The sequence below is a fragment of the Streptomyces sp. NBC_01314 genome, assembly GCF_041435215.1.
Lineage (GTDB): Bacteria > Actinomycetota > Actinomycetes > Streptomycetales > Streptomycetaceae > Streptomyces.
On record NZ_CP108394.1, the window covers coordinates 7542613 to 7560754 of the forward strand.

General features: G+C 71.4%; 15 protein-coding genes and 2 pseudogenes. 12 read left to right on the forward strand and 5 right to left on the reverse strand.

Features of this window, described 5'->3' with window-relative positions; translation table 11 throughout:
* The first annotated feature begins 5 nt into the window (after positions 1-5).
* The 4 genes from OG622_RS33260 to OG622_RS33275 all read left to right on the forward strand — a co-directional run bounded on the left by OG622_RS33260 (position 6) and on the right by OG622_RS33275 (position 5789).
* Complete coding sequence (locus OG622_RS33260; protein WP_371580318.1) at positions 6-3251, forward strand: S41 family peptidase; 3246 nt, start codon at positions 6-8, stop codon at positions 3249-3251.
* Between the two features lie 256 nt (positions 3252-3507).
* Positions 3508-3861 carry an HIT domain-containing protein gene (locus OG622_RS33265; protein WP_371580319.1) on the forward strand — a complete coding sequence of 118 codons (354 nt, stop codon included), beginning with the start codon at positions 3508-3510 and terminating at the stop codon, positions 3859-3861.
* 6 nt (positions 3862-3867) lie between these two features.
* Positions 3868-4776, forward strand: a complete 909-nt coding sequence (locus tag OG622_RS33270; RefSeq protein ID WP_371580320.1) for a ribonuclease Z — start codon at positions 3868-3870, stop codon at positions 4774-4776.
* Between the two features lie 20 nt (positions 4777-4796).
* Positions 4797-5789 carry an adenosine deaminase gene (locus tag OG622_RS33275; protein ID WP_371580321.1) on the forward strand — a complete coding sequence of 331 codons (993 nt, stop codon included), beginning with the start codon at positions 4797-4799 and terminating at the stop codon, positions 5787-5789.
* Between the two features lie 187 nt (positions 5790-5976).
* Here OG622_RS33275 and OG622_RS33280 read toward each other — a convergent pair whose 3' ends face one another.
* Both OG622_RS33280 and OG622_RS33285 read right to left on the reverse strand, forming a co-directional pair.
* A complete protein-coding gene (locus OG622_RS33280) occupies positions 5977-7086 on the reverse strand; it encodes a carbohydrate kinase family protein (protein ID WP_371580322.1) in 1110 nt (369 codons plus the stop codon).
* 131 nt (positions 7087-7217) lie between these two features.
* A complete protein-coding gene (locus tag OG622_RS33285; RefSeq protein ID WP_371580323.1) occupies positions 7218-8519 on the reverse strand; it encodes a glucarate dehydratase family protein in 1302 nt (433 codons plus the stop codon).
* 186 nt (positions 8520-8705) lie between these two features.
* Here OG622_RS33285 and OG622_RS33290 point away from each other — a divergent pair, with 186 nt between their 5' ends.
* From OG622_RS33290 to OG622_RS33315, 6 genes are all read left to right on the forward strand, one after another.
* Positions 8706-9497, forward strand: a complete 792-nt coding sequence (locus OG622_RS33290) for an IclR family transcriptional regulator (RefSeq protein WP_371580324.1) — start codon at positions 8706-8708, stop codon at positions 9495-9497.
* A 218-nt stretch (positions 9498-9715) separates the two neighbouring features.
* A complete protein-coding gene (locus OG622_RS33295) occupies positions 9716-10774 on the forward strand; it encodes a PhoH family protein (protein ID WP_371580325.1) in 1059 nt (352 codons plus the stop codon).
* Positions 10775-10786: 12 nt separating this feature from the next.
* Entirely contained in the window at positions 10787-11284 is a 498-nt protein-coding gene (gene ybeY, locus OG622_RS33300; protein ID WP_371580326.1) for an rRNA maturation RNase YbeY, read from the forward strand.
* On the forward strand, positions 11281-12588 hold the full coding sequence (locus OG622_RS33305; protein WP_371580327.1) for a hemolysin family protein: 1308 nt from the start codon (positions 11281-11283) through the stop codon (positions 12586-12588). The genes ybeY and OG622_RS33305 overlap by 4 nt, the downstream gene beginning before the upstream one ends.
* Positions 12585-12944 carry an MmcQ/YjbR family DNA-binding protein gene (locus tag OG622_RS33310; RefSeq protein WP_371580329.1) on the forward strand — a complete coding sequence of 120 codons (360 nt, stop codon included), beginning with the start codon at positions 12585-12587 and terminating at the stop codon, positions 12942-12944. The genes OG622_RS33305 and OG622_RS33310 overlap by 4 nt, the downstream gene beginning before the upstream one ends.
* A gap of 49 nt (positions 12945-12993) precedes the next feature.
* Positions 12994-13347: a cytidine deaminase gene (locus OG622_RS33315; RefSeq protein WP_371580330.1), complete on the forward strand. Its 354-nt coding sequence runs from the start codon at positions 12994-12996 to the stop codon at positions 13345-13347.
* Between the two features lie 34 nt (positions 13348-13381).
* On the opposite strand, the gene OG622_RS33320 is transcribed toward OG622_RS33315, so the two are convergent.
* Positions 13382-14950, reverse strand: a complete 1569-nt coding sequence (locus OG622_RS33320) for an oxidoreductase (RefSeq protein WP_371580331.1) — start codon at positions 14948-14950, stop codon at positions 13382-13384.
* A gap of 426 nt (positions 14951-15376) precedes the next feature.
* On the opposite strand from OG622_RS33320, the gene OG622_RS33325 reads away from it, so the two are divergent.
* Positions 15377-15853, forward strand: coding sequence for a hypothetical protein (locus OG622_RS33325; RefSeq protein WP_371580332.1), 477 nt, complete (start codon positions 15377-15379; stop codon positions 15851-15853).
* Between the two features lie 78 nt (positions 15854-15931).
* Here OG622_RS33325 and OG622_RS33330 read toward each other — a convergent pair whose 3' ends face one another.
* Together OG622_RS33330 and OG622_RS33335 are read right to left on the reverse strand one after the other, a co-directional pair.
* Positions 15932-16270 (reverse strand): P-II family nitrogen regulator, encoded by a 339-nt coding sequence (locus OG622_RS33330; protein ID WP_319069396.1) that lies wholly within the window; start codon positions 16268-16270, stop codon positions 15932-15934.
* Positions 16267-16662 (reverse strand): annotated as a pseudogene (locus tag OG622_RS33335) (ammonia channel protein); the annotation flags it as partial. The gene OG622_RS33330 and the pseudogene OG622_RS33335, both read right to left, overlap by 4 nt.
* A 244-nt stretch (positions 16663-16906) precedes the next feature.
* Here OG622_RS33335 and OG622_RS33340 point away from each other — a divergent pair.
* A pseudogene (locus tag OG622_RS33340) lies at positions 16907-18095 on the forward strand (RNA-guided endonuclease InsQ/TnpB family protein).
* The last annotated feature ends 47 nt before the right edge of the window (positions 18096-18142 follow it).

Consider the following 18142-nt stretch of genomic DNA (forward strand, 5'->3'; position numbering starts at 1 on the left):
ACCGGGTGACTCAGCTCGCGTATTTCCGGTATCCGCACCTGCACGGCGACCTGGTCGCCTTCACCGCCGAGGACGACGTGTGGGTCGCGCCTCTGGACGGCGGCCGTGCCTGGCGGGTCAGCGCGGACAACGTGCCCGTGAACCATCCGCGGATCTCCCCGGACGGCACCACCGTCGCGTGGACCTCCACGCGGGACGGCGCGCCCGAGGTGCATGTCGCGCCCGTGGACGGCGGGTCGGCCAAGCGCCTCACATACTGGGGGAGTTGGCGCACCCAGGTGCGCGGCTGGACGCCCGACGGCCAGGTCCTCGCGCTCAGCACCCACGGCCAGGCCAGCCTCCGGCGGAGCTGGGCGCACGCCGTCCCGCTCGACGGCGGCCCGGCCACCACCCTCCCGTACGGTCCGGTCGGCGATGTCGCCCACGGCCCCGCCACCGTGCTGCTGTCCGCGCCGATGGGCCGTGAGGCCGCCTGGTGGAAGCGGTACCGGGGCGGCACGGCGGGCAAGCTGTGGATCGACCGCGCGGCCGAGGACGGCAAGGACGGCGAGGGCGCCGGGTCGGCCGGTGAATTCGTACGCCTGCACGCCGAGTTGGACGGGAACATCGAGTACCCGCTGTGGCTCGGCGACCGGGTCGCGTTCCTGTCCGACCACGAGGGCGTCGGGGCTCTGTACTCCTCCCTCGCCGACGGCTCCGACCTGCGGCGGCACACCCCGGTCGACGGGTTTTACGCCCGGCACGCGGCCACCGACGGCACCCGGGTCGTGTACGCGTCCGCCGGCGAACTGTGGCTGCTGGACGACCTGGACGGGGCCGAGCCGCGCAGGCTCGACATCCGGCTCGGCGGACAGCGCGTCGACCTCCAGCCGTTCCCGGCGAACGCCTCCCGCTGGTTCGGCTCCGCCTCGCCCGACCACACGGCCCGGGGCAGCGCCGTCTCCGTGCGCGGCTCCGTCCACTGGATCACGCACCGCTCCGGCCCCGCCCGCGCGCTCGCCGCCGAGCAGGGCGTACGGGCCCGGCTGCCGCGCACCTTCCGGGTGGAGGGCGAGGAGTGGGTGGTGTGGGTGACGGACGCGGAGGGCGACGACGCCCTGGAGTTCGCCCCGGCGACCGGCGTCGGCCCCGGCGCCACCCCGCGCCGGCTCGCCGCCGGACAGCTGGGCCGCGTCCTCGGGCTCGCCGTGGCGCCCGACGGCAGCCGGGTCGCCGTCGCCACGCACGACGGCCGGGTCCTGTTCGTCGAGCGGGAGACCGGAGAGGTCCGCGAGGTCGACCACAGCGAGGACGGCGAAGTGACGGGCCTGGTCTTCTCGCCCGACTCGGCCTGGCTCGCCTGGTCGCACCCCGGCCCGCGCCCGCTGCGTCAGCTCAAGCTCGCCAACACCGCCGACCTGTCCGTCACCGAGGCGACCCCGCTCCGCTTCCAGGACTTCTCACCGGCGTTCACGCTCGACGGCAAGCACCTCGCCTTCCTCTCCGCCCGCGCCTTCGACCCCGTCTACGACGAACACGTCTTCGACCTCCACTTCGTCAGCGGGGCCCGCCCGCACCTCATCACGCTCGCCGCGACCACCCCGTCCCCCTTCGGGCCGCAGCGCCACGGCCGGCCGTTCGAGGCGCCCGACAAGGACGAGACCCCGGACAGCGAGGGCGCACCCACGACCCGGATCGACCTCGAAGGGCTCGCCGACCGGATCGTCCCCTTCCCGGTCGAGGCCGCCCGCTACTCGACGCTCCGCGCCGCCAAGGACGGCGTGCTGTGGCTGCGCCACCCCGTGACCGGCGTCCTGGGCCACTCCCGGGCCACGCCCGACGACCCCGAACCGAAGTCCTCCCTGGAGCGTTACGACCTCGCCCAGCGGCGCCTCGAATACCTCGCCTCCGACGCCGACCACTTCGCCGTCAGCGGCGACGGCAAGCGGGTTCTGCTGTGGACCGACGGCAAACTCAAGGTCGTCCCCAGCGACCGGCGCGCCTCGAACGACGACGAGAGCGACACCAACATCACCGTCGACCTCTCGCGCGTACGGCGGACCGTCGACCCGGCCGCCGAGTGGCGCCAGATGTTCGACGAGGCCGGCCGTCTCATGCGGGACAACTTCTGGCGCCCGGACCTCGGCGGGGTGGACTGGGACGGCGTCCTGGACAGGTACCGCCCGGTCCTCGACCGGCTCGCCACGCACGACGACCTGGTCGACCTGCTGTGGGAGGTGCAGGGCGAGTTGGGCACCTCGCACGCGTACGTCACCCCGCGCGGCCGGGGCGGTTCCGGCGACCGGCGGCAGGGGCTGCTCGGGGCGGACGTCTCCCGGCACGAGGACGGCCCGCAGGGGTCCGTGCTGTGGCGCATCGACCGGGTGCTGCCCTCCGAGACCTCCGACCCCGACGCACACTCGCCGCTCGCCGCTCCGGGAGTGGCCGTGCGGGCCGGCGACGCGATCGTCGCCGTGGGCGGGCAGCCGGTCGACCCGGTGGCCGGGCCCGGCCCGCTGCTCGTCGGCACGGCCGGCAAGGCGGTCGAGCTGACCGTCCTGCCGTCCGGCGGCGGGGATCTCCGGCATCCCGTCGTGGTGCCCATCTCCGACGAGGAACCGTTGCGGTACCACGCGTGGGTGGCGGACCGGCGGGCCTACGTCCACGAGAGGTCCGGCGGCCGGCTCGGGTATCTGCACGTGCCCGACATGGTCGGCTCCGGCTGGGCCCAGCTCCACCGCGATCTGCGGATCGAGGTCGCCCGGGAGGGGCTCGTCGTGGACGTCCGGGAGAACCGGGGCGGCCACACGTCGCAGCTCGTCGTGGAGAAGCTCGCGCGACGGATCGTCGGATGGGACCTGCCGCGCGGGATGCGGCCGACCAGCTACCCCGACGACGCGCCCCGGGGGCCCGTCGTCGCCGTCGCCAACGAGTTCTCCGGGTCCGACGGGGACATCGTCAACGCGGCGATCAAGGCGCTCGGGATCGGGCCGGTGGTCGGTACGCGGACGTGGGGCGGTGTCGTCGGGATCGACAGCCGGTACCGGCTGGTGGACGGGACGCTCGTGACCCAGCCGAAGTACGCCTTCTGGTTGGAGGGGTACGGGTGGGGGGTCGAGAACCACGGCGTCGATCCGGATGTGGAGGTCGTGCAGGCGCCGCAGGACCACGCGGCCGGGCGTGACCCCCAGCTCGACGAGGCGATCCGGATCGCGCTGGCCGGACTTGAGGAGACTCCGGCGAAGGTGGCACCTCCGCTGCCGGAGGCGTAGTTCTCTCGCCTCCGCCGCCTCTACCCATCCCATCCCCAGGGACGGTGCCCCTTCGACCCCCTGGGCGCGGGTTCGTCGGGGTTTCTCGCGCAGTTCCCCGCGCCCTGACAGGGGCGCGGGGAACTGCGCGAACGGGGTCCGGGGCGGAGCCCCGAGCCCTTACGGGGTCGAAGGGGCGGCAGCCTTTCGCGGCGGGGGCGGAAACGCCTCGCTACGATGCCCCCGTAGGGGATCACCGGTGGCTGGGAGGCAACAAATGGCTGGGGAGCCGCAGGACGACTGTCTGTTCTGCAAGATCGTGGCAGGGCACGTACCGGCGACGATCGTGCGGGAGACCGACACGACGGTCGCGTTCAGGGACATCAACCCACAGGCACCGACGCACGTCCTGGTCATCCCGAAGGCGCACTACGCGGACGCCGCGACACTCGCCGCCGCCGCCCCGGAACTCGCCGCGGACGTACTCCGCGAGACCCAGGCCGTCGCGGACGAGGACAAACTGGAGAGCTACCGGATCGTCTTCAACACAGGCACCGGCGCCGGCCAGACCGTGTTCCACGCGCACGCCCACATCGTCGGCGGTCGCGGCCTGCAGTGGCCCCCCGGATAACGGGCCGTGTCCATACGTGAACTGGTGGTCCTCGGCACCGCCAGCCAGGTCCCGACCCGGCACCGCAACCACAACGGCTATCTCCTGCGCTGGGACGCGGAGGGACTGCTCTTCGACCCGGGCGAGGGCACCCAGCGGCAGATGCTGCGCGCCGGGGTCGCCGCGCACGACCTGAACCGCATATGTGTCACCCATTTCCACGGCGATCACTCGCTGGGGCTGGCCGGTGTGATCCAGCGGATCAATCTCGACCGGGTTCCGCACGACGTCACGGCGCACTACCCGCGTTCCGGGCAGCGGTTCTTCGACCGGCTGCGGTACGCCACCGCGTACCGGGAGACGGTCCAGCTGATCGAGGCGCCGGTCGACGGGGAGGGCGGGGCGCTGGCCACCACGCCGTCGTTCACGCTCGACGCGCGGAAGCTCTCGCACCCAGTCGAGTCGTACGGGTACCGGCTCGTCGAGCCCGACGGGCGCCGGATGCTGCCCGAGCGGCTCGCCGAGCGCGGGATCAAGGGGCCGGACATCGGGCTGATTCAGCGGACAGGGGCGATCGGGGACGTCTCCCTCGACGAGGTGAGCGAGGTGCGGCGCGGACAGCGGTTCGCGTTCGTCATGGACACCCGGCTGTGCGACGGGGTCTACGCCCTCGCCGACGCGGCCGACATGCTCGTCATCGAGTCGACGTTCCTCGACGAGGACGTCCAACTCGCGGTGGACCATGGCCATCTGACGGCAGGCCAGGCCGCCTCGGTGGCCCGTGACTGCGGCGTACGGCACCTCGTGCTCACCCACTTCAGCCAGCGGTACTCCGATCCCGCCGAGTTCGAACGGCAGGCGCGGGCCGTCGGGTTCGAGGGGGAGCTCACCGTGGCACACGACCTGATGAGGGTGGCGCTTCCGAAACGGCGGTAGCACACCCGTACGATGCGTTGATGTCCCTCCCCAAAGCTGAACTGCACCTGCACATCGAAGGAACCCTGGAGCCGGAGCTGGCGTTCGCGCTGGCCGCCCGGAACGGGGTCGCGCTGCCGTACGCGGACACGGACGCGCTCCGCAAGGCGTACGAGTTCGAGGATCTGCGGTCCTTTCTGAACCTCTACTACGAGCTGATGGCCGTCCTGCGCACCGAGCAGGACTTCGCGGACCTCGCCGACGCCTACCTGGCCCGCGCCGCCGCCCAGGGCGTACGGCACGCGGAGATCTTCTTCGATCCGCAGGCCCATGTCGCGCGGGGCGTCGGGATGGGAACGGTCGTCGAGGGGCTGTGGCGGGCGCTGGGGACGAGTGAGGAGACACACGGCGTCTCCACTCAGCTGATCATGTGCTTTCTGCGGGACGAGTCCGCGGCCTCGGCCCTCGACACGCTGGAGGCCGCGAAGCCGTACCTCGACCGGATCGTCGGGATCGGGCTGGACTCGGCCGAGGTCGGGCATCCGCCGGTCAAGTTCCGCGCGGTGTACGAGGCGGCCGCCGCGCTGGGGCTGCGGCGCGTCGCGCACGCGGGGGAGGAGGGGCCGCCGGAGTACATCACCGAGGCCCTCGACGTCCTCGGTGTCGAACGCGTCGACCACGGACTGCGGTGCATGGAGGACCCCGCCCTCGTCGAGCGGCTGGCGCGCGACCGGATCCCGCTGACGCTGTGCCCGTTGTCGAACGTCCGGCTGCGGACCGTCGACACCCTCGCCGACCACCCCCTGCCCGCCATGCTCGACGCGGGCCTGCTCTGCACGGTCAACTCCGACGACCCGGCCTACTTCGGCGGATACGCCGGTGACAACTTCGACGCCGTACGGCAGACGCTGGGCCTGAGCGAGGACCGGCTGCGCGAGCTGGCCCGCAACTCCTTCACCGCGTCCTTCCTGGAGCACGACGAGGAGCGGCGGGCCCGGTACCTCGCCGAGGTGGACGCGTACGAGTTCGGATGAGGTGGGGCTGGTCGCGCAATCCCCGCGTCCCTTGACGGCATGGGGCGCGCCCCGGGTCCTTCAGGGGCGCGGGGAACTGCGCGAGCGACCACGACGGACCCGCACCCGCACCCGTACCGTCCCCGACAACCCCCGCCCCCCGAGCTCTCACGCGGCGGCGTCACGGAGCGGCGCAAGCCGATCGGCGTCACGCGGATCGGCGGAAGCCGATCGTCGGGACCGCCCGCCGCAGCGGCCAGGGGCTGACGTGGTCCTTCGGGAGGAGGTCCTCCAGGAAGGCGTAGCGGCGCAGGGCGGTGGGGTCCTGGTGGTCCAGGGACCGCACCCGGCGCCACCACGCGGCGAGCTCGGCCCACCCGGGAGCGGACAGCGACCCCCCGAACTCCTGGACCGACAGCGCGGCGGTCAGGCCCGCGAAGGCCAACCGGTCCGCCAGGGGCCAGTCCGCCAGCGTGCCGGTGACGAAGCCGGCGACGAACACGTCCCCCGCGCCCGTGGGGTCCAAGGCCTCCACGGCGATGGCGGGCACCTCCGCCGTCTCGCCGGTCCGGCCGTCCACGGCGTACGCGCCCTCCGCGCCCAGCGTCACCACGGCCAGCGGGACGTGGTCGGTGAGGGCGCGGGCGGCGGCCCGGGGGCACTCGGCGCCGGTGTACCGCATCGCCTCCTGCGCGTTGGGCAGGAACGCCTCGCAGTGGGCGAGATCGGCGAGCCCCGCCAGGTCCCAGGCGCCGGTCTCGTCCCAGCCGACGTCCGCGAAGATCCGGGTGCCCTTGCTCGCGGCCCGCGCGATCCAGGGGGCGCGTACGCCGGGCGTGAGGGAGGCGACGGCGGCGCGCGCGTGGGGCGGGCACTCCGGCTCGGACTGCTCCGGGGGCGCCGCGTGGCCGTGGGAGACCATCGTGCGTTCGCCCTCGTACGCCATGGAGACCGTGACCGGGGAGTGCCAGCCGGGGACCGTACGGGAGGCGGAGAGGTCGATGCCCTCGCCCTGCTCCAGGGCGTCCCAGCAGTACTCGCCGTAGTGGTCGTCGCCGAAGGCCGCCGCGAGGGAGGTCTGCAGGCCCAGCCGGGCCAGGGCCGTGGCCATGTTCGCCACACCGCCGGGGCTCGACCCCATCCCGCGTGCCCAGGACTCGGTCCCGCGCACCGGGGCGGAGTCGAGCCCGGTGAAGATGATGTCGAGGAAGACGGTGCCCGTCAGATAGACGTCCCAGGGCGGGTCGTCCGGTGCTCTCAGTGCCCTCAGCGGGTCGACCTGCGGCCGGTGCGGTCGTTCTCCCTTGAACGCGGTCACGATGTGCTCCCTGGCGTGGTGCGGATCTGGCCAAGTCTGCACCAATCGCTCCGCGAGGGGGCGTCGGTCACGCTGTTGCCGGGCCTCGGTGCGTCGCCGGCCGGCGACCGGCGCGCCGGCCCCGACCGGGACTACCAGCGCGGCACGGCCGGCGTCACCCAGTCCGGCTCGGCGACCCGCATCGCCGCCGCGTCGTCCCGGTCCTTCAGCGCCCCGTCGTCGTCCAGCCACCGCCGATGCAGGAACGCCAGCTTGTCCCGGTCGAGTTCGACCCCGAGCCCCGGCGCGTCCGACACCCGTACCGCCCCGTCCTCGAACGTGAGGCGCGAGGTGAGGACATCCTCCGACTGCCACGGATAGTGGGAGTCACAGGCATGGTGAAGGTCGGGCACCGTGGACGCCACGTGCGTCATCGCGGCCAGGCTGATGCCCAGATGGGTGTTGGAGTGCATGGACACGGCGACGCCGAACGTACGGCAGACGGCGGCCAGTTCGCGGGTGTTGCGCAGCCCGCCCCAGTAGTGGTGGTCGGAGAGGACGACCTGCACGGCGCCCTTCGTGAACGCCTCCTCGATCTCCGCGAACGTGGTCACGCACATGTTGGTCGCCAGGGGCACATCCGTCCGCGCCGCGACCTCGGCCATCGCGGGCGTCCCGAGCGCCGGGTCCTCCAGGTACTCGAGTACGTCCGCCAGCTCGTCCGCGACCTTCAGCGACGTCCCCACGGACCAGGCCCCGTTCGGGTCCAGCCGCAGCGGATGCCCGGGGAACGCCTCGGCCAGCGCCCGGACCGCGGCGATCTCCTCCTCCGGCGGGAACACCCCGCCCTTCAGCTTGAACGACGTGAACCCGTACCGCTCCTTGAACTTCCGGGCCTGCTCCACGACCCCGGCCGGGTCCACGGCCGCCCCCCAGTCGTCCTTCTCGCAGGCGACGCCCTCGGGGTGGTCCGCCCACTTGTAGAAGAGGTACGCGCTGTACTCCACGGTGTCCCGCACCTTGCCGCCGAGCAGCGCGTGCACGGGCAGCCCCAGCGCCTTGCCGAGCGCGTCGAGACAGGCGACCTCGAACCCCGACACGACCGAGAGTCGCAGCTTGTCGGCGGTCTGGACACCGCGCAGCCCGCCCACGTCGACCTGCCCGGAGACCCGTGACCCGTCGACCGCCACCTCGTCGGCGAGGACGAACAGCCCGTTCAGATCGCTGACCTGACGGCCCACCAGCTTCTCCGCGAACGGCCGGGCCAGCTCCAGGTACTTGGTGTCGCCGTACGTCTCGCCGACGCCCGTGGTCCCGTCGGCGGTCACGACCTCCACGATGAGCCGCGGGGTGTACGGCTGGTGCACGCCCTGCGTGTTCAGCAGCGGCGGGTCGGCGACCAGGATCGGGGTCAGCCGGACCTCGGTGACGGTCAGGTCGCGGGGCGCGGTCACGGGGCGGCTCCTACGGTCGGGACGGCGGACTCTGCGGGGCGAGCTCGGAGACGAGGTGCGGGCCGAACCGAGAGCCGCCCTGCCGCCTGTATCCCCATGTGGACGTCATCTACGTATGAAGATGGAGACTAGGTACGTGAAACACCGACCGTCAAGAGGCGCGCGCGGCCCGCCTACGATCGGCGCATGTCGGAGACAGACGGCGCCGGGGGCGTCCGCGAGGTGAAGTCGGCGGCACGCACGGTCGACCTGCTGGAACTGCTGGCCGCACGCGGCGACCGACCTGCACGCCTGCAGGAACTGGCGGACGAGCTCCACGTCCCGCGCAGCTCGATGTACGCCCTGCTCCAGACCCTGATCGGCCGCGGCTGGGTCCGCACGGACATCACCGGTTCCCTCTACGGCATCGGCATCCGCGCCCTGCTCACCGGCACCAGCTACCTGGACTCCGACCCACGCGTCCGTGCCGTACGGCCCTACCTCGACGAGGCCTCCGAGGCCCTCGGCGAAACCATCCACCTCGCCCGCCTCGACGGCATGGACGTCGCCTACCTGGCCACCCGCGAGTCCCACGAGTACCTGCGCACGATCAGCCGCGTCGGCCGCCGCCTCCCCGCCCACGCCGGCGCCCTCGGCAAGGCCCTCCTCGCCGAACGCCCCGACTCGGACCTCCCCGAGGGCCCCTACGAGGCGCTCACCCCCCGCACCCACACCACCCGTGACTCGCTCGCCGCCGACCTGGCCGCCGTCCGCGCCCGCGGCTACGCCGTCGACCGCGAGGAGGGCGTGCCCGGCATCATCGGCCTCGGTTTCGCCCTGCGCACCGACACCCCCGCCGAGGACGCCATCAGCTGCTCGGTCCCCGTCGCCCGCCTGACCCCGGAGCACGAGCGCCGGATCGTGGAAGTGATGGGGGCGATCCGGGCGAAGATCGAGGCGACGAGCCCGGGGACGGCCGGGTCACCGATCTGGCGCTGAGGGGCCGAGCCCTTCGAAGCGCCGCATGCTCCCTCGGGGCGCGGGGAAACGCCCGACCGGCCCCGACCGACCCGCGGCCCGAAGAACACCGCGAGCCCCGAGTTCTCCCGCGAAAAGCCCTACGGCCCTGTCAGTCCCCCGGCGTACTCTGGAATCACAAGCGCAGGCCACCACCTGCGAGTCGCTTCAAGGAGGACGTGCGGCCCCAGAGCCGGCCCATGACTCAGACACCCACAGTTCACACCCCCGCGCAGGGCAAGGCGAGAGCACAGTTCACCGTCCCCGCGGCGCACCCCATGGTGACCGTGCTGGGCTCCGGCGACTCCCTCCTGCGCGTGATCGAGAAGGCCTTCCCGGCGGTCGACATCCATGTCCGGGGCAATGAGATCAGCGCGGTCGGCGACGCCCCCGAAGTCGCTCTCGTCCAGCGCATGTTCGACGAGATGATGCTGGTGCTCCGCACCGGACAGCCGATGACGGAGGACGCAGTGGAACGCTCGATCGCCATGCTCAGAGCGAGTGAGAACGGGAAGAGCGACGGCCAGGAGACCCCGGCCGAGGTCCTGACGCAGAACATCCTGTCCTCGCGCGGCCGCACGATCCGCCCCAAGACGCTCAACCAGAAGCGGTACGTCGACGCCATCGACAAGCACACCATCGTCTTCGGCATCGGCCCCGCCGGCACCGGCAAGACCTACCTGGCCATGGCCAAGGCCGTCCAGGCCCTGCAGACCAAGCAGGTCAACCGCATCATCCTGACCCGCCCGGCGGTCGAGGCCGGAGAGCGCCTGGGCTTCCTGCCCGGCACCCTCTACGAGAAGATCGACCCCTACCTGCGCCCGCTGTACGACGCGCTGCACGACATGCTCGACCCCGACTCGATCCCCAGGCTCATGGCCGCCGGGACGATCGAGGTCGCGCCCCTGGCGTACATGCGCGGCCGTACGCTCAACGACGCCTTCATCATCCTCGACGAGGCCCAGAACACCTCGGCCGAGCAGATGAAGATGTTCCTCACCCGCCTCGGCTTCGAATCGAAGATCGTGATCACGGGTGACGTGACGCAGGTCGACCTTCCCAACGGCACGAAGTCCGGTCTGCGCCAGGTCCAGGACATCCTGGAGGGCCTCGACGACGTGCACTTCTCCCGGCTGTCCTCGCAGGATGTCGTACGGCACAAGCTGGTCGGCCGTATCGTCGACGCGTACGAGAAGTACGACAGCCAGAACGGTACGGAGAACGGCACCCACCAGGGCGGCCGTGACAAGCGGAAGTAGACCAGCGCGACCATGTCGATCGACGTCAACAACGAGTCCGGAACCGAGGTCGACGAGCGGGCGATCCTCGACATCGCCCGCTACGCGCTGACACGGATGCGCATCCACCCCCTCTCCGAGCTGTCGGTGATCGTGGTGGACGCCGACGCCATGGAGCAGCTGCACATCCAGTGGATGGACCTCACCGGTCCGACCGATGTCATGTCCTTCCCGATGGACGAGCTGCGTCCGCCGTCGAAGGGCGACGACGAACCGCCGCAGGGCCTGCTCGGCGACATCGTGCTCTGTCCCGAGGTCGCCGAGAAGCAGGGCAAGGAAGCGGACACGCAGCACTCCATGGACGAGGAGCTCCAGCTCCTCACCGTCCACGGAGTGCTGCACCTGCTCGGTTACGACCACGAGGAGCCGGACGAGAAGGCCGAGATGTTCGGCCTGCAGGCCGCCATCGTGGACGGCTGGCGCGCGGAGAAGGGCTTCACCGGCCCCTCCCCGGCACCGACCGTGTCATGAGCGCGACCCTCGTCAGCGGTGCCGTCGCGCTGGTCGTCGTCGCCTGGCTCGCCGCCTGCGCGGAGGCGGGCCTCGCGCGCGTCTCCAGCTTCCGGGCCGAGGAGGCCGTACGGTCCGGGCGGCGTGGCAGCGCCAAGCTCGCCCAGATCTCGGCCGACCCGAGCCGCTATCTGAACCTCGCGCTGCTGGTTCGCGTGGCCTGCGAGATGGCCGCCGCCGCGCTCGTCACGTACGCCTGCCTGCAGCAGTTCGACGCGACCTGGGAGGCCCTGACCGTCGCCATCGGCGTCATGGTCCTCGTCAGCTATGTGGCCGTCGGTGTCTCCCCGCGCACCATCGGCCGCCAGCACCCCCTGAACACGGCCACGGCGGCGGCGTACGTGCTGCTGCCGCTGGCCCGCGTCCTGGGCCCGATCCCGTCGCTCCTCATCCTCATCGGCAACGCGCTGACCCCGGGCAAGGGCTTCCGTCGGGGCCCGTTCGCCTCCGAGGCCGAGCTGCGCGCGCTGGTCGACCTCGCCGAGAAGGAGTCGCTGATCGAGGCCGAGGAGCGCCGCATGGTGCACTCGGTCTTCGAGCTGGGCGACACCCTCGTCCGCGAGGTGATGGTCCCGCGCACCGACCTGGTCGTCATCGAGCGCTACAAGACCATCCGCCAGGCCCTCACCCTCGCCCTGCGGTCCGGTTTCTCGCGCATGCCGGTCACCGGCGAGAACGAGGACGACATCGTCGGGATCGTGTACCTGAAGGACCTGGCGCGCAAGACGCACATCAGCCGGGACGCCGAGAGCGAACTGGTGTCCACGGCGATGCGCCCCGCCGTCTTCGTCCCCGACACGAAGAACGCCGGCGATCTGCTCCGTGAGATGCAGCAGGAGCGCAACCACGTCGCCGTCGTCATCGACGAGTACGGCGGCACCGCCGGCATCGTCACCATCGAGGACATCCTCGAGGAGATCGTCGGCGAGATCACCGACGAGTACGACCGCGAGCTCCCGCCCGTCGAGGACCTCGGCGAGGACCGCTACCGCGTCACCGCCCGCCTCGACATCACCGACCTCGGCGAGCTGTACGGCCTGGAGGCCTACGACGACGAGGACGTGGAGACCGTGGGTGGCCTCCTCGCCAAGGCCCTGGGCCGCGTCCCGATCGCCGGCGCCTCCTCGGTCGTCGCCCTGCCGGACCAGCGCGCACTGCGCCTCACGGCGGAGGCCGCGGCCGGCCGCCGCAACAAGATCGTCACGGTGCTGGTGGAGCCGATCGGCCCCGCCGGGCAGTCGCAGGAGGACACGAAGCCGGAATGACACCACAGGAGTTGCGTGCCTTCTGCCTCTCCTTCAACGAGGCCGTCGAGGACTTCCCCTTCCGCCCCGAGATCTCCGTCTTCAAGGTCCTCGGCAAGATGTTCGCCCTGAGCTGGACGGACCAACACCCGCTCAAGGTCAACCTCAAGTGCGACCCCGAGGACGCGGTCCGGCTCCGCACCGAGCACCCGGGCCTGATCATCCCCGGCTATCACATGAACAAGCGCCACTGGAACACGGTGACCCTCGACGGCGGTCTGCCGGACCGGCTGGCCGAGGAGCTGATCGAGGACTCGTACGACCTGGTGGTGGCCGGTCTGCCGCGCGCGGAGCGGCTCCGTCTCGACCGGGCGTGAACGCACCCCGTGGCGTGAGGGGCCGACCCGGTCTCCGTATGCTCGGCTCATGACCGACAGCAGCGCGCTCGACCCCGAGGACCGCAAGATCGTGACCCTGGCCCGTTCCGCGCGGGCCCGCAACGGAGTGCCCGAGGGGGCGGCCGTACGGGACGAGACGGGGCGGACGTATGTCGCCGGGACGGTGGCCCTCGACTCCCTGCGGCTGAGCGCGCTGCGCACGGCCGTCGCCATGGCGGTGGCCTCCGGCGCGAAGTCCCTGGAGGCGGCGGCCGTGGTGACCGACGCCGACACCGTCTCCGACGAGGACCGGGCCGCCGTACGGGATCTAGGCGGGCCCGGGACTCCGGTGCTGCTGGCGGGACCGGACGGGACGGTACGGGTGACGGTGACGGCGGGCTGAGCGCCGGGCCACCGAGAAGCCGAGCGAGGCCCCGCTAGTTCTTCTGCAGCGTGCGGGTCACCCCGGCGATGACGGCCGTCGTCAGGATCCAGCCGAGGGCCGTCAGGGCGTAGGCCAGCCACTGGAGGGTGCCGTCCGTCCAGTACCAGGCGGTGCGCTGGCCCAGACCGCCGATGGGGATGAGCAGGTCGAGGGTGTAGACGAACGGCTCGAAGGGGGCACCCTCCCCCCGTTTCACCGGCGTGGGGGAGCCGGCGGCGAAGGCCGTCGTGCCCAGCAGGGCCAGGGCGAGGAGCCAGACGCCGGCCAGCCAGGGGCGGTAGCCGTAGCCGACGGTCACGTCGAGGAGGTGGCCCCAGACGCGGGCCGCGGGGTGCAGCGTGCGGCGCCGGTGGCGTTGCTTGGCGAGGAGGACCCGGCGGGCGTCGTCGTCGTGGCCGGCCCTGCGGTACCAGCTCGCCAGCTGTTCGTACGGCTGCGGGTTGTAGCCGGGGCTGCGCGCTATCCACTCCAGGCGGCGGGTCACCGTCGCCCGGTCGCCCACCGCCTCCCGGCGCCCGCCGTCCGCCTCCGCCGTTTTGATCGAGCCGTAGACGAAGCCGTCCAGTTCCACCGTCTCCGGCCAACTGTGCTCGTTCTCGTGGAGGTACGACACCTGTGCGCCCCGCAGGTCGACGGTGCCGGTGGGCCGCTGGGCGAGGGTGAGGTCGAAGTCGGTGGCCTGCGTGAGCATGGCGACCAGGGCCGGGCCGCCGGCGTGTTCGCCGTCGGGGGAGCCGTTCAGGACCGCGCCCTCGAAGGTCAGGTTGTCCGTGATCCGGGTGCCGCGCAGCCGTACGGTCCCGTTCGCGGTGAATCCGCCGGAGAGGTTGAGCGTCTGGATCACGGCGTTGTCCAGGGTGAGGGCGACCCCGCCGGGGCCGGGGCGGTCCAGCCGCGCGCCCTGCATGAAGAGTCCGCCCGACAACTGCGCGCCCAGCAGCCGGACTTCTCCGCGGGCGACGAATCCGTGCCGGCAGTAGAGGCCTCCCTCCACGGCCAGGCCACCGCCGCGCACGGCCCATCCGGTCGGTGAGGTGATCTCGGCCCCGTTGAGGATCACGGCCCCGCTCACCTGGGCGTTGACGAGCGACAGAGCCACGGCATGACGGTGCAACGGCGAGACGGCACCCTGTTCCACGACGGATCCCCGCAGATCGAGGAGCCCGTCCACACGGACCGTCGCGGCTTCGATGCCGGGTACCCGGCAGTTCGTGATCGCGACCGTGCGGGTCGACGCTCCGAAGAGGTCCACCCTCTCCTCCAGCCGGCACTCCTCCAGCCACAGCGGGTGACCGATCTCCGCCCCGGACAGATCGAGGCGCCCGGTGATGCGTGCGCCGGCGAGCCGCAGACAAGCGACGGAACCCTGCTGCGGGCTGCTCGCGCCCAGCAGCAGCGCCACGATCACCGCCGCCCGCACCGTCCGCCCCGGCCCCCACTCCCCACCCCCGGCGACCCGGTCCTGCTCCGGCGTCCCCGTCCGCAGGTCGACCCGCCGTCCCTGGGGGAACGCGTCCCACAGCTCGCGTTCCGGCCGCGTCAACTCGTCGTAGGTGAGCATCAGTACAGGGTAGTGATCTTCGACAGTGCCGCGCCGGGGGGCGCTCGCCGCGTAGTGTTACGGCCGGTAACAGCCCTCCGAGCTGCGCGAAAATCATGCGCGGACGAGTGGACACCGGGACGCGGCCACCCGACAACCCGCGCGGCGCGGGACAGAACACCCAACCCTCCGCCCCACCGCCGACTGGGCCGGCGCCCCCGGCGATCGGCTTCGGCCACTTTCACCGGCCCCGGGCGGAACCCGCAGAACGGCTCTTGCAATCTTGGCCCGCGCACGTCTCAATGGAGCCGTTCTCTTGGCGGACTGTCACATTCCGCCGCGCGGCCGCGCATTGCACAGCCCCCACATGGCAACGCCCGTACCGGGACGTACGGGGCTCCCCCAGGCCCTGTGCCACATCCCGTACCAGGGAAGGGAATTCGCTCGATGAGACGCATACGACTCGGAGTCGGCTCGGCGCTCGCGGCAGGGACGCTGGCCGTCACCGGCCTGGCGCTCGCCCCCACCGCCGTGGCGGTCACCCCTGACGTCGCGACGATCAACGCCTCCTGCACGATCGGCGGTTCCGGAGTGGCCACGCTCACGGCCACCCAGGACGGCACCTCCGCCACCGTCACCGTCACCTCGGAGGAGATCACCGCCCCGATCGCCCTCGCCGAGGACTCCATCCAGTCCACGCTCACCCTCGTGAACGCGAGCGGCGGCACCGTCGCCTTCACGGGTACCGAGAACCCGGCGCTGGCCGCCGGTGACGGCGTGGAGGTCGGGCCCCTCACCGGCACCGTCGCCCCCGGCGACAGCCTGGACGCCTTCGGCGGCTCACTGCAGATGGTGATCCTCGGGTTCGCCGTGACATGCACCGCCGCCGAGGCACAGTCGCCGGGCCCGTTCGTCTTCGACTGACCTGCCGCACGCACCTGGGTCACGGGTGAGGGGTGGTGCCGCCCACCGGCGGTACCACCCCTCATCGGCTCCGCCGGCTCAGAGCGCGTCGGGGCCCCGCTCGCCCGTCCGCACCCGTACGACCGTCTCCACCGGCAGCGCCCACACCTTGCCGTCGCCGATCTTCCCGGTGTGGGCGGCCTTCACGATCGTCTCGATCACGGCGTCCGAGTCGGCGTCGTCGACGACGACCTCGATCCGGACCTTGGGGACGAGGTCGACCTGGTACTCGGCGCCCCGGTACACCTCGGTGTGGCCGCGCTGCCGGCCGTAGCCGCTGGCCTCGCTGACGGTCAGACCGTGCACGCCCATCTCCTGCAGCGCGGTCTTGATCGCGTCGAGGCGGTACGGCTTGACGATCGCGGTGATGAGCTTCATGCCTGGGCCTTGGCCTTCTGCGTGGAGGACGTGGACGGTACGGACGCGCTGACCGGGGCGCCGTGGCCCAGGACGCCGTGATCGTATGCCGTCTCGGCGTGCACCGTAAGGTCGAGACCGGTGTGCTCGTGCTCCTCTTCCGCACGGAAGCCCAGCACCTTGTCGATCAGCTTCCCGATGCCGTATGTGACGAGGAAGGCGTACGCCCCGACGGCGGCCACGGCCACCAGTTGTCTGCCGAGTTGGGCGAGCCCGCCGCCGTAGAGGAGGCCCTCGGCCCCGCCGGTCATCGACTCGACGGCGAAGACGCCGATCAGGACCGTACCGATGACGCCGCCGACGAGGTGGACGCCGATGACGTCGAGCGAGTCGTCGTAGTTCAGCGTGATCCTGCGAGGAACCCCAGGGCTTCAGCCTTGGGAGGAATCGCATCCTGTAGCTGCGACACGGAGTGTCGCGGTGGTGTCCTCGGCGGAGCCGGAGCGCCGTACGGCGGCGGCCCCAAAGAGCTGAAGACAGATGAAGCGGCACTGCGGTAGAACACCCGATGGGAATGACTGTTCGGGCTGTCAGTGGATCGGGTGCCCGAGAGCCGAACACCCCTCGGGTGGACGCGAGCCAGGTAGCGTCCGGGGTATGAAGCTGGTGGTGCAGGTGAAGCTGATGCCGGAGGCCGGGCAGGCCACCGCGCTGGTGGCGACCCTGCGCACGGTCAACGAGGCCGCGAACTGGGTGTCGGCGGTGGCGTTCGAGCAGGGTGTGCCGCGTGAGTACGAGCTGCGCAAGTACACCTACGCTCAGTTGAAGTCGCGGGGGCTGGGGGCGCAGGCGGCCCAGCACACCATCAAGAAGGTCCGCGACGCCTACACGACGCTCAAGGCCAACATCAAGGCTGGGAACCTCGGCAGAGCGGGCTCGAAGCCACGCAGGAAGGCTGAGTCGAAGCCCGTCGCCTTTCGGCCCGAGGCAGCCCAGCCGTACGACGACCGGTGCCTGTCCTGGCAGTTGGACGCGCAGACGGTGTCGATCTGGACCACCGCCGGACGCATCCGGGGTGTGCGGTTCGTCTGCTCCGCCGACGGTCTGAAGATGCTCCAGCAGTACCGTAAGGGCGAATCGGATCTGACGGAACGTGACGGCGTCTTGTATCTGATCGCCACGTGTGAGGTGCCCGAGGAGAACAGTTACGAGCCCGACCGCTTTATCGGTGTCGATCTCGGCATCGTCAACATCGCCACCACATCCACCGGATACCAGGCCGCTGGACGTGGCCTGAACCGGCGCCGCACACGCGAGCGTAAGCTGCGAGGCAAGCTCCAGAAGAAGAACACCAAGTCCGCCAAAAGGCGGCTCAAGGCACGTGCCCGCAAAGAGCAGTGCCATGTGAGGAACACCAACCACGTCATCGCGAAACGAATCGTGGCCGAGGCTGAACGCACCTCGGCCGGAATCGCCCTGGAAGACCTGGGCGGCATCCGGCAGAGGGTACGGCTCCGCAAGCCTGGGGGTACCTCCCACGCCCTTAAGGCAGTGGGGGAGGGTCACGCTCCATTCCTGGGCCTTCGCCCAGCTCGGAGAGTTCATCGCGTACAAGGCACGCCGAGCAGGCGTGCCCGTGGTTCACGTCGACCCCGCCTACACCTCACAGACGTGCTGCGAGTGCGGGCACGTCGACAAGAAGAACCGGGTCGACCAGGCCCTCTTCATCTGCCGGAACTGCGGGGTCGTTGCCCACGCGGACCGGAACGCTTCCCACAACATCGCCCAACGTGGCGCCGTGGTGTGGAATGCGGGGCGTGAGTCACGCGTCCCTGCCACCCCGTAAGGGGTGTCCGGACGGAGGAGTCCACCCGGCAGCCAGCCGGGCGCTAC

Excerpts from the sequence above, each read along its gene's own strand:
- OG622_RS33265 (WP_371580319.1), top strand. The coding sequence starts at position 3,508 with ATGGCTGGGGAGCCGCAGGACGACTGTCTGTTCTGCAAGATCGTGGCA.
- OG622_RS33275 (WP_371580321.1), top strand. The coding sequence starts at position 4,797 with ATGTCCCTCCCCAAAGCTGAACTGCACCTGCACATCGAAGGAACCCTG.
- OG622_RS33290 (WP_371580324.1), top strand. The coding sequence starts at position 8,706 with ATGTCGGAGACAGACGGCGCCGGGGGCGTCCGCGAGGTGAAGTCGGCG.
- OG622_RS33295 (WP_371580325.1), top strand. The coding sequence starts at position 9,716 with ATGACTCAGACACCCACAGTTCACACCCCCGCGCAGGGCAAGGCGAGA.
- ybeY (WP_371580326.1), top strand. The coding sequence starts at position 10,787 with ATGTCGATCGACGTCAACAACGAGTCCGGAACCGAGGTCGACGAGCGG.
- OG622_RS33305 (WP_371580327.1), top strand. The coding sequence starts at position 11,281 with ATGAGCGCGACCCTCGTCAGCGGTGCCGTCGCGCTGGTCGTCGTCGCC.
- OG622_RS33310 (WP_371580329.1), top strand. The coding sequence starts at position 12,585 with ATGACACCACAGGAGTTGCGTGCCTTCTGCCTCTCCTTCAACGAGGCC.
- OG622_RS33315 (WP_371580330.1), top strand. The coding sequence starts at position 12,994 with ATGACCGACAGCAGCGCGCTCGACCCCGAGGACCGCAAGATCGTGACC.
- OG622_RS33320 (WP_371580331.1), bottom strand. The coding sequence starts at position 14,950 with ATGCTCACCTACGACGAGTTGACGCGGCCGGAACGCGAGCTGTGGGAC.
- OG622_RS33325 (WP_371580332.1), top strand. The coding sequence starts at position 15,377 with ATGAGACGCATACGACTCGGAGTCGGCTCGGCGCTCGCGGCAGGGACG.
- OG622_RS33330 (WP_319069396.1), bottom strand. The coding sequence starts at position 16,270 with ATGAAGCTCATCACCGCGATCGTCAAGCCGTACCGCCTCGACGCGATC.